This is a genomic window from Streptomyces sp. NPDC111656, assembly GCF_055656965.1.
The window spans coordinates 236143-252952 of record NZ_JBVKCA010000007.1 but is presented as its reverse complement, the minus strand read 5'-3'; the positions used below and the strand labels follow the sequence as shown (position 1 = coordinate 252952).

General features: G+C 74.1%; 8 protein-coding genes and 1 tRNA gene. 7 read left to right on the top strand and 2 right to left on the bottom strand.

The window, feature by feature from the left end:
* Positions 1-101: 101 nt before the first annotated feature.
* The 7 genes from ACZ7M3_RS22665 (at position 102) to ACZ7M3_RS22635 (ending at position 15688) form a co-directional block, all read left to right on the top strand.
* Positions 102-1298 carry an MFS transporter gene (locus tag ACZ7M3_RS22665; RefSeq protein WP_472065600.1) on the top strand — a complete coding sequence of 399 codons (1197 nt, stop codon included), beginning with the start codon at positions 102-104 and terminating at the stop codon, positions 1296-1298.
* Positions 1252-4470 (top strand): type I polyketide synthase, encoded by a 3219-nt coding sequence (locus tag ACZ7M3_RS22660; protein ID WP_472065455.1) that lies wholly within the window; start codon positions 1252-1254, stop codon positions 4468-4470. The genes ACZ7M3_RS22665 and ACZ7M3_RS22660 overlap by 47 nt, the downstream gene beginning before the upstream one ends.
* A complete protein-coding gene (locus ACZ7M3_RS22655) occupies positions 4467-10136 on the top strand; it encodes a MupA/Atu3671 family FMN-dependent luciferase-like monooxygenase (RefSeq protein WP_472065454.1) in 5670 nt (1889 codons plus the stop codon). The genes ACZ7M3_RS22660 and ACZ7M3_RS22655 overlap by 4 nt, the downstream gene beginning before the upstream one ends.
* 6 nt (positions 10137-10142) lie before the next feature.
* The gene (locus ACZ7M3_RS22650) at positions 10143-11438 is read left to right on the top strand and encodes a M18 family aminopeptidase (RefSeq protein WP_472065453.1); all 1296 of its coding nucleotides are present in this window, start codon (positions 10143-10145) and stop codon (positions 11436-11438) included.
* Between the two features lie 41 nt (positions 11439-11479).
* Positions 11480-12202: a thioesterase II family protein gene (locus ACZ7M3_RS22645; RefSeq protein ID WP_261687031.1), complete on the top strand. Its 723-nt coding sequence runs from the start codon at positions 11480-11482 to the stop codon at positions 12200-12202.
* 22 nt (positions 12203-12224) lie between these two features.
* On the top strand, positions 12225-13073 hold the full coding sequence (locus tag ACZ7M3_RS22640; RefSeq protein WP_328981844.1) for a mycofactocin-coupled SDR family oxidoreductase: 849 nt from the start codon (positions 12225-12227) through the stop codon (positions 13071-13073).
* Between the two features lie 104 nt (positions 13074-13177).
* The gene (locus ACZ7M3_RS22635; protein ID WP_472065452.1) at positions 13178-15688 is read left to right on the top strand and encodes an amino acid adenylation domain-containing protein; all 2511 of its coding nucleotides are present in this window, start codon (positions 13178-13180) and stop codon (positions 15686-15688) included.
* A gap of 33 nt (positions 15689-15721) precedes the next feature.
* Here the strand turns inward: ACZ7M3_RS22635 and ACZ7M3_RS22630 are convergent.
* Positions 15722-15795 (bottom strand) — tRNA-Lys (locus ACZ7M3_RS22630).
* A 103-nt stretch (positions 15796-15898) separates the two neighbouring features.
* Positions 15899-16657: an IclR family transcriptional regulator gene (locus tag ACZ7M3_RS22625; protein WP_472065451.1), complete on the bottom strand. Its 759-nt coding sequence runs from the start codon at positions 16655-16657 to the stop codon at positions 15899-15901.
* Positions 16658-16810: the final 153 nt, after the last annotated feature.

Here is a 16810-nt window from a genome sequence, read left to right as displayed (position 1 = left end):
GTCCGGGGACGGCTCGTGGCGCGGCACCGGTGACGGCCGAGGGGCGCTACCGCGTCCTGGTCACCGGCTACTCCGTCTCCTCGTACGGCACCTTCCTCAACATGGTGGCGCTCAACCTGTTCGTCTACGCCACCACCCGCAGCGCCCTCGCCATCGGACTGTTCATGGCGGTGCGGCTGGGCGCGGGGTTCCTGGCGGGGACGGTCGCGGGACGCGTGCAGGCCCGGTTCGGGGTCAAGCCGGTCATGCTGTGGGCCAATATCGCCCAAGCCGTTGTCATGTTCCTGCTGGTAGTGACGCCGGACGGGGGACTGCGGACCGGCGTGCTGTTCACGGTGTCCGCGGCTGTCGGGGCGTGCAGCACCGTGTTCATGGTCGCACTGCGCAGCTCCATCCCCGACCTGGTCGGCGCGGACCGGCGCGCCTGGGCCAACTCGGTGATGGTGGGCGGCCGTTCGCTGGCGATGGTCGCCGGGTTCGCCTCGTCCGGTGTGGTGGTGCCCTGGCTCGGCTTCACCGCCGCGTTCCTGGTGGACGCGGCGAGCTTCCTGGTGTGCGCGGCGGCGGTCGCGTGGCTGCCGGGGATCGAACGCGCCCCCGAGCCCCCGCGGGCGCCCGACGAGCCCCGCGAGAAGGGCGGCGTGTGGGCCGCGATGACGGCGCTGGCCACCGTGCCCGCCCTCGGCCTCATGATGTGTCTGCGCACCGTCGACGCCCTCGGCTCCTCCTCGCACAACGCGGCCCTGCCCGTGTACTCCAGCACGCTCCACCCGGACGACCCGGCCGCGTTCGTCAGCCGCTTCTGGCTGTTCTGGGCGCTGGGCAACGTCCTGGCGCAACAGGTCATCCAACGCTGGGTCAAACGCTCCGGACGGGCCGTCGGCGCGCTCGGCTTCGGCCTCGGCACCATCGTCATGTCCTCCGCGTTCATCCTCGGCTTCGCCGGGTTCCCGATGGCGGCGACCGTGCTGATCGCCCTCGTCGCGGGCGCCGCGGACGGGCTCACCGAGGTGTCGTACACCTCGCATCTGCAGACCCTGCCGGAGACCCTGCGCGGCCACGCCTTCGGGCTCACGGCGACGGTCGAGAACCTCGGCTTCGGGATCGGCATGATCAGTGTGTCGGCGGCCCTCGAATCGTTCTCCGCGTTCACCGTCGTGGCCTGGTCGCACGGCCTCGCCCTCGTGGTCGCGGGGATCTACCTGCTCCGGTTGTACGCGGTCCACGGCGCCGGCAAGGAGGGGACGAGCGGTGCGTACGGCAGTCGTCGGGATGGCGCTGAGGTTTCCGGGAGCTGACACCCCCGACGGGTACTGGCGGGACATCCGGGCGGGCGTGACGCACGTACGGCGGTTCACCGACGCCGAGTTGGCGGCGGCCGGATTCGCTCCCGAGGAGTACGGCGCGCCCGACTTCGTGGCCGCGAGCGCCCCGCTGCCCGGCATCGACGGCTTCGACGCGGCCTTCTTCGGGATGAGCGCCCGCGAGGCCACGGTCACCGATCCGCAGCAACGGCTCTTCCTGGAGTGCGCCCACCACGCCCTGGAGGACGCGGGGTACGCACAGCCGCGCGCCGGGGTGCGGATCGGGGTGTGCGGGAGCACCGGCTACCGGCTCCACTCGCTGCACAGCTATCTCGCCAACAACCTGCGGGAGGAGGCGGGTTCGGGGGACTGGCAGCGGCAGAAGCAGGCGCAGGTCGGCAACTACCCCGACTTCGCGGCCCCTCGGGCGGCCCACCGGCTCGGGCTGACGGGCCCGGCCCTGAACGTGGCCACGGCCTGCTCCTCGTCCCTGGTGTCCGTCCATCTCGCCTGCCAGGCCCTGCACTTCGGCGACGCGGACCTCATGGTCGTCGCCTCGGCCGCCCTGCACGTGCCCCAGGTCACCGGGCACCGGCACATGCGCGGCTCGACGATCTCGCCTTCCGGGACCGTGCGCCCCTTCGACGCCGACGCGGACGGCACCGTCGGCGGCAACGGCGTCGCCGCCGTCGTCCTCAAACCGCTGGACAGGGCGCTCGCCGACGGCGACACCGTGTACGCGGTGATCGCCGGGTCCGCCGTCACCAACGACGGCGCCGACCGGGCCGGGTTCGCCGCGCCGGGCTCCACCGGCCAGCGCGACGCCGTGCTCGGCGCGCTGCGCGCGGCCGGGGTGCCCGCCGACTCCATCGGCTACCTGGAGGCGCACGGCACCGGCACGCTCAAGGGCGACCCGATCGAGTTCGCCGCCCTCACCGAGGCGTTCCGGCTGCACACCGACCGCACCGGATTCTGCGCGCTGGGCTCCACGAAGTCGGCGATCGGCCACCTGGACAGCGCGGCCGGGCTGGCCGGGCTGATCAAGGCGGTGCTGGTGCTGCGCCACGGGGAGATACCGCCGCTGGTGAACCACACCCGCCCCAACCCGGCCCTGGACGTGACCGGGAGCCCCTTCGTCCTGCCCACCCGCGCGCTGCCCTGGCCCGCCGAGGAGGGCCGCCCGCGCCGGGCCGGGGTGCACTCCCTCGGGATGGGCGGGACGAACGCCCATGTGATCCTGGAGGAGGCGCCGCCCCCGGCCCTCTGCCCGCCGGACCGCGGGCAGGCCCCCGCCCTGCTGCCGCTGTCCGGTCACACCCCCGAGGCACTGCTCGCCTCCGCACGGGCCTTCCGCGACCACCTCACCGAACACCCCGGAACCGACCGCGCCGACCTGCTCCTCACCACCTCGCTCGGCCGACGGCACCTGGAACACCGACTGGTGGTCACCGCCGCGGCCGAGGACGCGGCCGACGACACGGCGACGACGCTGGACGCCTTCGTACGGGGCGAGGCGGGGGCGTACGCGCACGGCGTCGCCGGGGCGGAGGCGGACGGTGGACCGGTGTTCCTCTTCACCGGTCAGGGCAGCGGGTACGACGGGATGGGCGCGGCGCTCGCCGAGCGGTTCCCGGTGGTGGCCCGCACGTGGAAGGAATGCGCGCGCGTCCACCGGGACGAGACGGGGGAGGAGGGGTTCCTCGACCGGTTGCTGGGCGGCGCCGACGGTGGTCCCGCGGAGGGAGCGAGAGCCTGGGGCGCTGAGGGAGCGCGGGCCCGGGGCCCGGCAGGAGCGCGGGTCTGGGACACCGCCTTCGCGCAGCCCGCGCTCTTCGCCCTGCAGGTCGCGCAGGCGAGGCTGTGGCGGCGGTTCGGTGTCGAACCGGTCGCGGTGGCCGGGCACAGCGCCGGGGAGTACGCGGCCCTGTGCGTGGCCGGAGCGCTGACGCTGGAGGACGGACTGCGGCTGGTCTGCAGGCGGGGGCGGCTGATGCGCGACGGCACCCCGGCCGGGGGCATGCTCGCGGTGTTCGCCGCCGAGGACGTCGTCCGGGGGCTGGTCACGGAGGTCGACGGCCTCGAACTCGCCGTGGTCAACGGGCCCGGGCAGTACGTCGTGGGCGGACCGCCCGAGGCGGTGGCCGCCGCCCGCGCCCGGCTCGCGGAACGCGGCACGCCCGCGGAGCCCCTGCCGGCGGACCGCGCGTTCCACACCGCCCTGCTCGACCCCGTTCTGGCGGACTTCCGGGACGCCTGCGGAAAGGTACGGCTGCGGCCCACCAGGACCGAGTTCGTGAGCGGCCTTGACGGGGTCCGGCACCCGGTGGGCTGGCTGCCGGACGCCGACCACCTCGTACGGGGGACCCGACAGCCGGTGGACTTCGCCGCCGTACTGCGCACGCTGGAGCGGACCCCCGGACGGCCGGTCCATCTGGAGATCGGCCCCGACGCGCCCCTCACCGGGCTCGTCCGGCGCGCCCGGCCGGACACCGCCGCCGTCCCCACCCAGCGCCGCGGCGACCGTGGCCTCGGCACCCTCTGGGCGGCCGTGGCCCGGCTGCACTGCGCGGGCCACCGGCTCGACTGGGCGGCCCTGCTCGACGGCAGCGACGCCCGCCGGATCCCGCTGCCGCCGTATCCCTTCCAGCACCGGTCGTACTGGACAGGACCGCCGCCCACCCCCTTGGCCGACGACCGCAGGACGGAGGACGGCATGACCGAACAGGCCGTACTGGAAAGGGTGCTGGCGCTCAGCGCCCGTCATCTCGGATACGCGCCGGAGGAGATCACCGCGGAGCGGACGTTCGTCGGGCTCGGCGCGGACTCGCTCCAACTCATAGGAATGGTGCGACAGTTGGAGGCCGAGTTCGGGGTGGAGATCGGAATGCGGGAGATCCTGGAGGAGGCGGGGACCCCACGGCTCGCGGCCCGGTTGATCGCGGAGCGGACGGGGCGGGGGGCGGTCTCGGCCTCTGCGGACATCACCCCGGACGACGAGCCCGTGCACGTCACCCCCGACGAGGAACCCGTCCACGCCACCCGTGCCGAGGTCGAGGAACTCGCCCGCCAGATACGTCAACTCGCCGAGACCCAGACCAGGATGCTCGGTCAGCTCTCCGAGGCCGTGGCCCTGCTCGCCGAGGGCCGCAGGGAGGTCGGAGGATGACGACGGTGCGGACCAGCCCCGCGTCGCAGGCGAGCGCCGAGGCCGTCGCCCGAACCGTCGCCGTCTCCGGACGGCTCGACGAACTCCTGACGGCGGCCCGTCACCGCACCGAGCGGCCCGTCGGGCAACCCGCCGAGCCTCCCACCGGGAAACCCGCCGAGCCACCCTCCCACCACGGCCCCCACGTCACCCTCCCCCCTGACTCCGGCATGTCCGGCACCGGTGCGAGCGAGGCCCAGCGGGCCCATGCCGACGACCTGGTCCGCCGCTTCACCGAGCGGACCCGCACGTCGAAGGAGCTGGCGCAGCGGCATCGAACGGTGCTGGCGGACAGCCGGGCCGTGGTCGGCTTCCGGCGGGCGACGAAGGAGATGCAGTACCCGATCGCGGCCCGCTCGGCGCACGGGGCCCGGCTGACGGACGTGGACGGCAACGACTACACCGACATCACCATGGGCTTCGGCGCGCTGTTGCTCGGCCACGAGCCCGCCCCGGTGACGGAGGCCGTCCGCCGGCACCTCGCCGACGGACTGCGCCTCGGTCCGCGCTCCGAGGACACGGGCGTGGCCGCCGAACTGCTCGCGGAGCTCACCGGCATGGAGCGGGTGGCGTTCGCGAACTCCGGCACCGAGGCCAACTCCGCCGCCCTGCGGCTCGCCCGCGCGGCCACCGGACGCGACCGCGTGGTCATGTTCCGCGGCTCCTACCACGGCCACATCGACTCGGTCCTCGGCCGCCCGGGCCCCGACGGCCGCCACGCCGTCCCCGTCTCGCGCGGCATCCCCGCGAGCGCGGTGTCCGAACTCCTCGTCCTCGAATACGGCAGCCAGGAGAGCCTGGACGTCATCGACGAACTCGGCGACACGATCGCCGCGGTCCTCGTCGAACCGGTCCAGTGCCGCAACCCCGCCCTGCGCCCCGTCGCCTTCCTGCGCGCGCTGCGGGAGCTGACCGCCCGGCGCGCCATCGTCCTCCTCTTCGACGAGATGCTCACGGGCCTGCGCCCCCACCCCCGCGGCGCCCAGCACCACTACGGCGTCGTCCCCGACCTCGCCACCTACGGCAAGGCCCTCGGCAGCGGTCACCCCATCGGCGCGATCGCGGGCCGCGCCGACCTCATGGACGGCATCGACGGCGGCTTCTGGCGGTACGGGGACGACAGTCGCCCGACGCGCGACACGACCTTCTTCGGCGGTACGTACATCCAGCACCCCCTGTCGATGGCCGCCGCCCGCGCGGTCCTCACCCACCTCAAGGAGCGGGGCCCGGAGCTCCAGCAGACGCTGAACGCCCGCACCGACGCGCTCACCGCCGACCTCGACGCCTTTTTCCGCGCCGAGGAATTCCCCCTGGAAACGGCCCACTTCGGGTCCATGTTCCGCTTCACTCACCGCGCCGACATGGAACTGCTCTACCACCACCTCCTCCTGCGCGGGATCTACGTCTGGGAGTGGCGCTCCTTCTACCTCTCCACCGCGCACACCGACACCGACGTCGAACGGATCACGGACGCGGTGAAGGACTCACTGCGGGAGCTGCGCGCGGGCGGCCACTTCCCGACCACGGCCCGCCACAGCCGACGTCACGGCCACGGCGACGCCGCCGAGCGGCCCGCCCCCGACTTCGGCGTCTACTTCTTCGGCGACCACCCCGACGGCGAGGACAGCGCCCAGGCCTACGAACGGCTGATGGAGACCGCACGCTTCGCCGACACCCACGACTTCAGCACGCTCTGGCTCCCCGAACGCCACTTCCACTCCTTCGGCGGCCTCTTCCCCAACCCGTCCGTCCTGGCCGCCGCGCTCGCCCGGGAGACCCGCCGCATCCGTCTGCACGCGGGCTCGGTGGTCCTCCCGCTGCACGACCCCGTGCGGATCGCCGAGGAGTGGGCGGTGGCCGACAACCTCTCCGGCGGCCGGGTCGGCATCGGCTGTGCGAGCGGCTGGCACGCGAGCGACTTCGCCCTGCACCCCGACCGCTTCACCGACCGCACCGCGATCGCCTTCCAGCACCTGGAGGACGTACGGCGGTTGTGGCGGGGCGAGAGCGTCGCGCGCCGTACCGGCGAAGGGCAGCCCATCGACGTACGCCTGCATCCGCGGCCCGTGCAGGAGCTGCCGCCGATGTACCTGGCGACGTCCGGGCGGCGTGCCTCGTACGAGGAGGCGGCCCGCCGCGACCTCGGGATCGTCACCAACCTCATGAACCAGACGGTCGAGCAGCTCACGGCGAACATCCGCCACTACCGCCGGCTGCGCGCCGAGCGCGGCCTCGACCCCGACGCGGGCCGCGTCACCGTCCTGCTCCACACCCACCTCGCCGAGGACCACGCCGCCGCCCGGGCCGCCGCGCGCGAGCCGATGAACCGCTATCTGCGCTCCTCCCTCCAGATGCGTTCCGCCGCGAGCGCCCTCGGGGGGCGCCCCGAGGACGTGGCCGACGCGAGTGAGGCCGACCTCGCCTACCTCTTCGACCGCGCCTACGACCGCTACTGCGACCAACGGGCCCTCATCGGCTCGCCGGACACCTGCGCGGCCACCGTCGACGCGCTGCGGGCCGCGGGGGTCGACGAGATCGCCGCCCTGGTCGACTTCGGGCTACCGCCCGAGGAGATGCGGGCGGGCCTGGAGCAGCTGGACGCCCTGCGCCGCCGCTACCACGAGCCCCCGACGGAGCCGAAGAAGCCGAAGAAGCCGAAGAAGCCGAAGAGGCCGAAGAGGCCCGAGGAACGGCGGGCTCCCGCGACCCCGGCTCAGCGCCGCCTCTGGCTCGCCGCCACACTGATCGCCAACCCGGCCGCGTACAACGAGATCCAGGGCGTACGGCTGCGGGGTCCGCTGGACGTCGAGGCGCTGCGGACCGCCGTGGACGGCCTCGTCCGCCGCCACGACGGGCTGCGGACCGCGTTCGTGGCCGGGGGAGACGGGGTCTTCCAGGTCGTACGGGAGGACCGGGACCGGCCGTGTCCGGCCTTGATCGTCGACGACCTCCGGGGCCGGGACGCCGACGAGGTGATCCGGGCCGCCCTGCGGGAGGAGAGCACCCGCGCGTACGACCTCGCGTCGGGGCCGCTGTTCACGCCCCGGCTGCTGCGGCTCGCCGACGACGACCACGCGCTGATCCTCGGCATGCATCACCTCGTCACCGACGGCCACTCCGCGGGGCTGGTCGCCGCCGACCTCGGGGAGTTCTACCGGGCGGCGGTGGAAGGACGCGCGCCCCGCTTCGAGCGGGCCGCCGGGAGCACACTCGACACGATCGCGGTGACCGGGACAGCGGACGACCTGGACTGGTGGCGCGCCCACCTCGGGGACGGCCCGGGCGCGCCCGCACTGCCCACGGACCGGCCGCGCGCCCGCACCGTCGCCGGACGCGGCGGTGCCGTGGGGCTGCGGCTCGGCCCGGAGCGGGCGGGGCGGCTGCGGGAGTGGAGCGGGCGGCAAGGGGTCACCCTGTTCGCGACGCTGCTCACCGCCTGGCGGATCGTGCTGCGCCAGTACGCCGGACAGGACGACTTCGTCATCGGGTCCACCTTCGGCCGCCGCACCCCCGAGACGCGGGACACCGTCGGCTTCCACGTGTCCCTGCTGCCGCTGCGCGGGACCCTGACCGACGGCACGACACTGATCGACGCCGTACGCGCCACCCGGGACACGCTCTTCGCGGCCGACGCCCGCCAACACGTCGACCTGGACGCCCTGTCGGCGGCCCGCCACCCCGACCCGGGCAACCCGCGCCCCCTCGTCACCGTCTCCGCCGACCTCGACACCGCGCCCCTGACCGCCCTCGCCCTGCCGGGCCTGCGCGCCACCCCCCTCGACGGCGGCACCGAGTCCGCACCCCTCGAACTCGCCCTCATGGCGACCCGGCTCCCCGACGGTGACCTCGACCTGCGCCTCCGCCACGACGCCGACCTGTTCGACGAGGCGACGGCACGGGGGTGCCTGGACCGTCTGGAGAGCGTGCTGACCGGCCTGACGGCGGGCGCCGCGGAGACGGTCGGCGACCTGACACCGGGTTCCGTCATCCCGGCCGTCCCCGACGGCGCCCACCGTCTCCGTACCCTCTGGCAGCACACCCTCGGCCCGGTCGGTGATCTCACCCCGGACGCCAACTTCTTCGAACTCGGGGGGAATTCGATCGGCGCGATCAGACTGGTGAACCGGGTCCGGGACAGCTTCGGCGTGGAATACCCCTTGGCGGACTTCTTCGCCGACGCCACGCTGGGGGCGATGACCGCCCGGCTCGCGCCACCCCGGGGCGTGACCGTGGTGGACACGGCGCCCGTCAGCGACCAGCAGGCCCGCATGATCGCGGGCGTCCTGGACATGCCCCGCCCCGAGGTGTGGAACATCCCGACCCGGATCCGTTTCACCGGCCCCTTGGACGTGGCCGCGCTGCGCACCGCGGTGGCCGGGCTGCTCGACCGACACCACGGACTGCGGTGCCGCTTCGTACCCGGAGACGGACAGCCGGTCCCGTCGCACGGAACGGACGACGGCACCGGCTGGCGGCAGGAGGTTCTCGACGTGCCGCCCCCGGCGCTGCCCGTCGAGGACCTCACCGGCATCGCCGCCGAGTCCGAACGGCTCGCGCGCGCCGAGGAGTTGTGCCGGGAGGCCGCCGCGACGCCCATCGCGGTGACGGACGGTGTCCTGCCGGTCCTGCCCGTCCTGCGGCTGCTGCGCGTCGCGCCCGACCGGTGGACGCTGATGTTCGTCGTCCACCACATCTGCGTCGACGGCTGGTCCCTCTCCCTTCTCCTGGGCGAACTCGCCGCGCTCTACACGGCCGCCGCCGCGGGCCGCCCGCACGGCCTGCCCGAACCGGCGGCGCAGTGCACGGACTACGCCCGCTGGCAGCGCGAGCACGCCGACCCCGCCGAGGAGGCCCGCAGGACGGCGTACTGGACCCGGTATCTGGAGGGGATCCCGGCCGCGGTCGAGATCCCCGGCGACCGGGCCCGACCCGCCGTACCGAGCGGACACGGCGGCACCCTGCGCGGAACCGCCTCCGGCGAACTGCGCCGGGCCGTGGAAGAGTTGGCCGCGGCCCGGCACACCACGCCCTTCGGGGTCGCGGCCACCGCGCTCGGCGTGCTGGTCGCCCGCCGGTCCGGGGTGCGGGACATCGCGATGGGCACGCCGTACGCCCACCGCGAGCGCAGCGCGTTCGAGTCGATGGTCGCGCTGACGTCGACCGGCGTGGTCGTGCGGGTGACGCCCGACCCGGACGAGACGCGCGGCGCCCTCGTGGAGCGCACCGGTGCCGGCGCCCTGGAGGCGACGGCTCACGTCCTGCCGACCGCGCGGATCGTGCGCGCCCTGCGCGAGAGCGGTGCCCGCGCGGTGCCCGAGCGCTTCCCGCTGACCATCGCCTTCCAGAACTCCCTGGACACGGACATCGAGATCCCCGGACTCGACGTCGAGGTCGACGACCTCGCCCCGCCCGTGTCCCGCGGTGACCTCTCCTTCGGTCTCGCCCCGCGCCGCGACCCGGCCAAGGGCTACCGCACCTTCCTGGAGTACTCCGCCGATCTGTGGGACCCCGCCACGGCTCAGGAGCTGCTCGACGACTGGCAGGCCGTCCTCGCCGAGCTGTGCACTCGGCCGGACGCGCCCGTCGCTTCACTCCTCAACCCTCTCCAGCCCCTCCGAAAGGCGTGAGCGCCCATGTCCCCCACACATGACCGCAGTCACAGCGACGATCTGCTCTCCTTCGTCCGCTCCAGCCCCTCGCCCTACCACGTGGTCGCGAACGCGGCCCAGCGCCTGGAGAAGGCGGGCTTCCAGGAGCTGCGCGAGACGGACGACTGGACGGCCGGTGCCGAGGGCGGCCGGTACGTCGTCCGCGCCGGAGCGCTGCTTGCCTGGTACGTCCCCGCGGGCGCCCCGGCCCGCACCCCGTTCCGGATCGTCGGAGCCCACACCGATTCCCCGAACCTGCGGATCAAGCCCGAGCCCGACACCGGCTCCGCGGGCTGGCGGCAGATCGCCGTGGAGATCTACGGCGGCGTCCCCCACAACACCTGGCTCGACCGCGACCTCGGCATCTCGGGCCGACTGACGCTGCGCGACGGATCCAGCCGCCTCGTCTGCGTCGACCAGCCGCTGCTGCGCGTACCCCAGCTCGCCATCCACCTCGACCGCAGCGTCAACGAAGGTGTCGCGCTCGACGCGCAGCTGCACATGACCCCGCTGTGGGGCCTCGGCCCCACCCGGCCCGGCGCCCTGCTCGCCCGGGTCGCCGCCGAGGCGGACACCGACGTCGCCGAGGTCCTCGGCTGGGACCTGATGCTGCACGACATCCAGCCGCCCGGCTATCTCGGCGCCGACGAGGAGTTCCTCGTCTCGCCCCGGCTGGACAACCAGATCTCCGTGCACGCGGGCGTCACCGCGCTGGTCGCCGCCGCCGCCACCGCCGCCCGGCCGCCCGCCCACATCCCGGTGCTCGCCGCCTTCGACCACGAGGAGGTCGGCAGCGGCTCCCAGTCGGGCGCCCAGGGCCCCCTGCTGGAGCGGGTGCTCGGCCGGTCCGTCGCCGCGCGCGGCGGCAGCGCCGAGGACTTCAACCGGGCCCTCGCCGGCGCCTTCTGCGTCTCCGCCGACATGTCGCACGCCGTGCACCCCAACTACGCCGAACGCCACGACCCGGACCACCACCCCCTCCCCAACGGCGGCCCCGTCGTCAAGGTCAACGTCAACCAGCGGTACGCCACCGACGGCACCGGAGTCGCCGCCTTCGCCGCGGCCTGCGAGCGCGCCGAGGTGCCCTGGCAGCCGTTCGTCTCCCACAACGCCATGCCGTGCGGCACCTCGATCGGCCCGATCACCGCGGCCCGGCTGGGAGTCGCCACCGTCGACGTGGGCGTGCCGGGGCTGTCGATGCACTCCGCGCGGGAGCTGTGCGGGGCGCAGGACCCCGGTCTGCTGGCCCGGGTCCTCACCGAGTTCGTCACCACGGGCTGAGCCCCGGCCCCTTTGTATCCGAAAGCCGAGACTCGGGAGCGATGCCAGCAGTGGAAGAGACCCACCTCGTCTGTCTGCCCTTCGCCGGGGCGGGCGCGTCCTTCTTCAAGCCGTGGCAGGACCGGGCACCGGCGGGCCTGCGCGTCCTGCCGGTGCAACTCCCCGGCCGCGAGGAGCGGTTCGTGGAGGAGCCCCACACGGACGCGGTACGGGCGGCCGCAGAGGCGCACACCCAGGTGACCCGGCAGCTCCCGGAGGGCGCGCGGGTGGCGGTGTTCGGGCACAGCCTCGGCGCGGTGCTCGGCTTCGAGCTGGCACACCGGCTGGAGGCCGACCCCGGCGTCCGCCTCGACGCCCTCGTCGTCAGCGGGGCGCCGGGCCCGTGGACCGGCCGCGCGGACCGGGCGAGCGGTCTGCCCGACGCGGAGTTCCTGGCCCGGGTGCGCACCTTCGCGGGGTACGCGCACCCGGCCCTGGAGCACCCGGAGATGCGTGAGCTGCTGCTCCCGCTGCTGCGGGCCGACGTACGGATGCACGAGACGTACCGGCCCGCCTCCGACCGCCCGCTCGCCGCCCCGGTCCTCGCCCTGCGCGGCCGCGATGACGAGCTGGTGAGCGCGGCCGAGGCCGCCGAGTGGTCCCGCGCCACCACCGGAAAGCTCACCACGGCGGAACCGGACGGCGGCCACATGTACCTGACGGAGAACCCGGGCGCCCTCCTGCGCCTGATCGGGGCCGAACTCCGCGCCGGACGCGCGCGGTGAGCCGGGTGGATGGGCGGGACCGGTGAGCCCGGTGAGTCCGGGCGGTCCGCGGCTCTCGGGCAAGGTCGCCCTCGTCACCGGGGCGGCCCGCGGCATCGGCCGGGCGACCGCCGTCGCGTTCGCCCGCGAGGGCGCCGATCTGATGCTCGTGGACATCGCGGCGGACCTGCCGGGTGTGCCGTATCCGCTGGGCTCCGCGAGCCAGTTGGCGCACACGGCGGAGCTCTGCCGGGAGACGGGCGCCGCTGTCCGTACGGCCCGGGTCGACGTACGGGACCTGGCCGCGGTGGAGACGGCGGTGAAGGAGACGACGGCCCGCTTCGGACGGCTCGACGTCCTCGTCAACAACGCCGGGATCGCCGCCCCCTCCGGCCGGGCCGCCCACGAGATCGAGGAGCACGAGTGGCAGTTGATGCTGGACGTGGACCTCTCCGGGGCCTGGCGCACGATCCGCGCGGCGGGCGCCCTGATGACCGCGCGGGGCGCCGGCTCGATCATCAACATCGCCTCCACGGCCGGTCTGGTCGGCTACCGCCACTTCGCCGGGTACGTCGCCGCCAAGCACGGCCTGATCGGCCTGACCAAGGCGGTCGCCCTCGACTACGCGCCCCGCCGGGTCCGCGTCAACGCCATCTGCCCCGGCTCGGTCCGCGACGACCCCCGTGTGGAGGGCCGGATGCTCGCCGAGATCGCCCGCGCCCTGGACGTGCCGGTCGCCGAGCACGAGCAGACCTTCGTCCAGGCCCAGCCCATGAACGCCCTCGTCGAACCGGACGACGTCGCCACCGCCGCCCTCTGGCTCGCCTCCGACGAGTCCCGCCAGGTGACCGGCACCGTCCTCACGGTCGACGGAGGCTTCTCGGCCCGCTAGGCCCTGTCGTCACATTCCCGTCTGCCCCGCGACGCCAGGCACGCCCTCCGGGCGGACGACGGGAATGTGACGACAGGGCCCAGCCCCACGGATGGAGACCGAACGTGACGTGTCACGCCCTCGCCGAGCGCCTTCCCGGCGCCGTCGATCCCGGGCCCCTTCTCGACGCGGCCGTACGCGGCTGGTGGCCCGAACTGCCTGAGCGGTGGCCGGTGTTGTGGAGTGAGTCCGTGCCCGCGCGGTTCGCCGCACACCGGCTGCGGAGCGAACTCCACCGGCCGCTCGACCCATCGGGCCCGGCGTTCCGCGCGGTCCTGCTGCGGTACGAGGACGGGGGTGCCCATCTGGTGCTGGTGGCGGACCACGCGGTGCTGACCCCGGCCGCGCTCCAGGACATCGCGCACGTCCTGCTCGGTCATCGTCCCGCCGCCGAAGTGACCGTTCCGCTCGGCGGCCACGAGCCGCCGAGCGGCCCGCACGGGCCCCGTGTCGACTGGGCGACGGGCGAGGAGGGGGCCGGTGACCGGACGGGCGTGGTCACCGTCCCGGTACCGGCCGGGGCCCCTGCCGCGGCCCTGGTCCTTGCCCGCTACGAGCACCGCGACCCGGGGGACGGACTACCCGGGTACGCCGCGGTCCTCGACGAGGTGGGCCCGGTGGACCCCACCTTCAGTCACCGACTCCCGTTCCAGTCGGCCCCCTTCCCCCTCACCCTCGTCCCGCGCGGGACCACCGTCGAGCTGCACCACCAGCTCCGGCACATCGACGAAGCCTCCGCCCGGGCCTTCGCCCGCCACCTCACCCACGTGCACGGTCAGCTGGGCCACCGCCCCCTCGCGGAGATCGAACTGATCCCCCGCGAAGAGGCGGAGCACCTGCTCCCGCCGCCCGCCGGCATACCCCGGTCCGCTGTTCCCTCCCGTATCGACACCGCCTTCGACGCCCGCGCCGACCGCCACCCCGACGCCCCCGCCCTCACCCACGACGGCACCACGACGACGTACGGGGCACTGCGCGAACGCGCCGAGCGGCTGGCCGCGGGACTGCGCGCCGCCGGGGTCCGCCCCGGTGACCGGGTCGGTGTCCGGCTGGAGCGGGGCGCCGACCTGGTGGCGACGATGCTCGCGGTGCTGAAGGCGGGCGCGGCGTACGTACCGATGGATCCGGCGCACCCCGAGGAGCGCCTCGACCGCACGGCGCGCGACGCGGGCGTACGGCTGGTCGTCCGGGACACCGCGCCCTACCTGGGCGCCGGGCGGACCGACCGGCCGCGAGACCTCACCGCGCGGGACCTCACCCCGAAGGATCCCGCCTACGTCATCCACACCTCCGGTTCGACCGGCCGCCCCAAGGGGGTCGTCGTCCCCCACGCCAATGTCCTCGCCCTCCTCGACGCCACCCGCGAGGACTTCGCCCTCACCGCCGCCGACACCTGGACGTTCTTCCACTCCGCCGCCTTCGACTTCTCGGTGTGGGAGATCTGGGGCGCCCTGCTGACCGGCGCCCGGCTGGTGGTCGTGGACCACTGGGTGGCGCGCTCGCCGGAGGACTTCCACGCGCTGCTCGTACGGGAGTCGGTGACCGTCCTCAGCCAGACCCCGTCGGCCTTCGGTCAGTTGCGGGCGGTGGACCGCGGCGCGAAGGAAGGGCTGTCGGTGCGGCTGGTGGTGCTGGGCGGGGAGGCGCTGGACACCCGGCCGCTGCTCGGCTGGTTCGACCGCCATCCGGAGGACCGCTGCCGCCTGGTGAATATGTACGGGATCACGGAGACCACCGTGCACGTCACCGCGGCGACCGTCACTCGGCGCGAGGCCCTGGCCGCCTCCCGCTCGGTGGGCCGCCCACTGCCCGGCTGGTCGGTGTCGGTGCGCGACGACCGGGGGCGGCCGCTGCCGACGGGCGCGGCGGGGGAGATCTGGGTGGGCGGGGCCGGACTCGCCCTCGGATACCTGGGGCGGCCCGAGCTGACGGCCGAGCGGTTCGTGAACGATCCGTACGGCCCCGGCCGGTGGTACCGCAGCGGTGACCTGGGGCGGCTGCGCGCCGACGGTTCACTGGAGCACCTGGGGCGGATCGACAGCCAGGTGAAGGTGCGCGGGTACCGGATCGAGCCGGACGAGATCCGGGCGGTGCTGCTGGAGGACCCGGTGGTCACGGCGGCGGCGGTGGTGCTGAGCGGGGACGCCTTCGAGGACGCGGCGGCGGTGCGGATCGACGCGTATGTCGTGGCCGACGGGGACACCGGCGACGTACGCCGGCGGGCCGCGCGGCTGCTGCCCGACCACATGCTGCCGACGACCGTCACCTGCGTCCCCGCGCTGCCGCTGACCCCGAACGGCAAGCTGGACCGCGACCGTCTGCCGGCGCCGGGGAAGCCGGTATCGGTGCCCGCGCCCGCCGGAGACCTGGTGACGGCCCTCACCGGGGTGTGGGAGGAGATCCTCGGTGTTCCCGTCGGCCCGGGCGACAACTTCTTCGAGCTCGGCGGGAACTCGCTCTACGCGATCCGTGTCGGCACCGCGCTGCGCGAGCGCGGGCTGCCCGCGCCTTCCATGCGGCTGCTCTACACGCATCCGACGGTCCACGCCCTGTCGCTGGCCATGGCAGACGAATGAAGGCCCTTCACCATGGTGAAGGGCCTTCTCCTGTGCGCCGCCAGGGACTCGAACCCCGGACCCGCTGATTAAGAGTCAGCTGCTCTAACCAACTGAGCTAGCGGCGCATGACTCTCGCCTCCCGCTCCCGCGGTCGGCGACAAAAGAAATACTACCTGGTCCGGACGGGTGCTTCCGACCACCCAGGTCCTGATCCCGGAGGAGCAGGTCCTAGATGGCCAGGGAGAGCAGGACGGGGGTGGCCCCGCGGTTGAGGGTGTCCGCGGCGCGGCGCAGGCGGTGGGCGTGTTCGACCGGGAGGGAGAGGGCGAGGCAGCCGACCGAGGAGCCCGCGGTGATGGGGACGGCCGCGCAGACCGTGCCGATCGCGTACTCCTGGAGGTCGAGCACCGGCACCGTGGCCGGCTGGGCGTCGAGCCGGGACAGCAGCAGCCGCTCGTCGGTGATGGTCCGCGAGGTGAGGCGGGCCATCTTGTGGCGGGAGAGGTGGTCGCGCCGGGCGTTCAGGTCGAGCTGGCCGAGGAGGCTCTTGCCGACCGCGCTGGCGTGGGCCGAGGAGCGGAAGTCCACCCATTCGTTGACCGCGGGGGTCGCGGGACCCTCGGCGCACTGGGTGACGTGCACCTCGCCGTCGATGTAGCGGCTGATGTAGATCGCGGCGCCGACCGAGTCGCGCAGCCGGTCGATGGTCTGCTGGAGTTTCTCGCGCAGCGCCTGGTCGCGGCCGTGGGCGGAGCCCAGCCGGCCGAGGGCGGCACCGGCGACGTACGCGCCGTCGACGACCTGCTCGACGTACCCCTCCCGGCGCAGCATCCGCAGCAGCGCGGTCAGGCGCTCCGTGCCGAGGCCCGTCTGGCGGGCCAGCTCGACGTCGGTGACGCCGCCGGAGTGCCGGGCCACCGTCTCCAGGACGCGCAGGGCGTCCTGGGCCGAGTGGTACGGCGCGGTCGGCTCGTTCATCAGCGCCACGGTTTCCCCCTGCGCTTTTTGGGCCATCGATCCGGACAGCTGAGCTCCTCCACGATAACTGTCAAACGCTTGGTGGGGAGGGGCTGTTGGCGAGAAAGCCGGTGCGCTTCGGTTCGCTCAGCAGGAGTGCGACACTCTGGCATATGCCGAAGT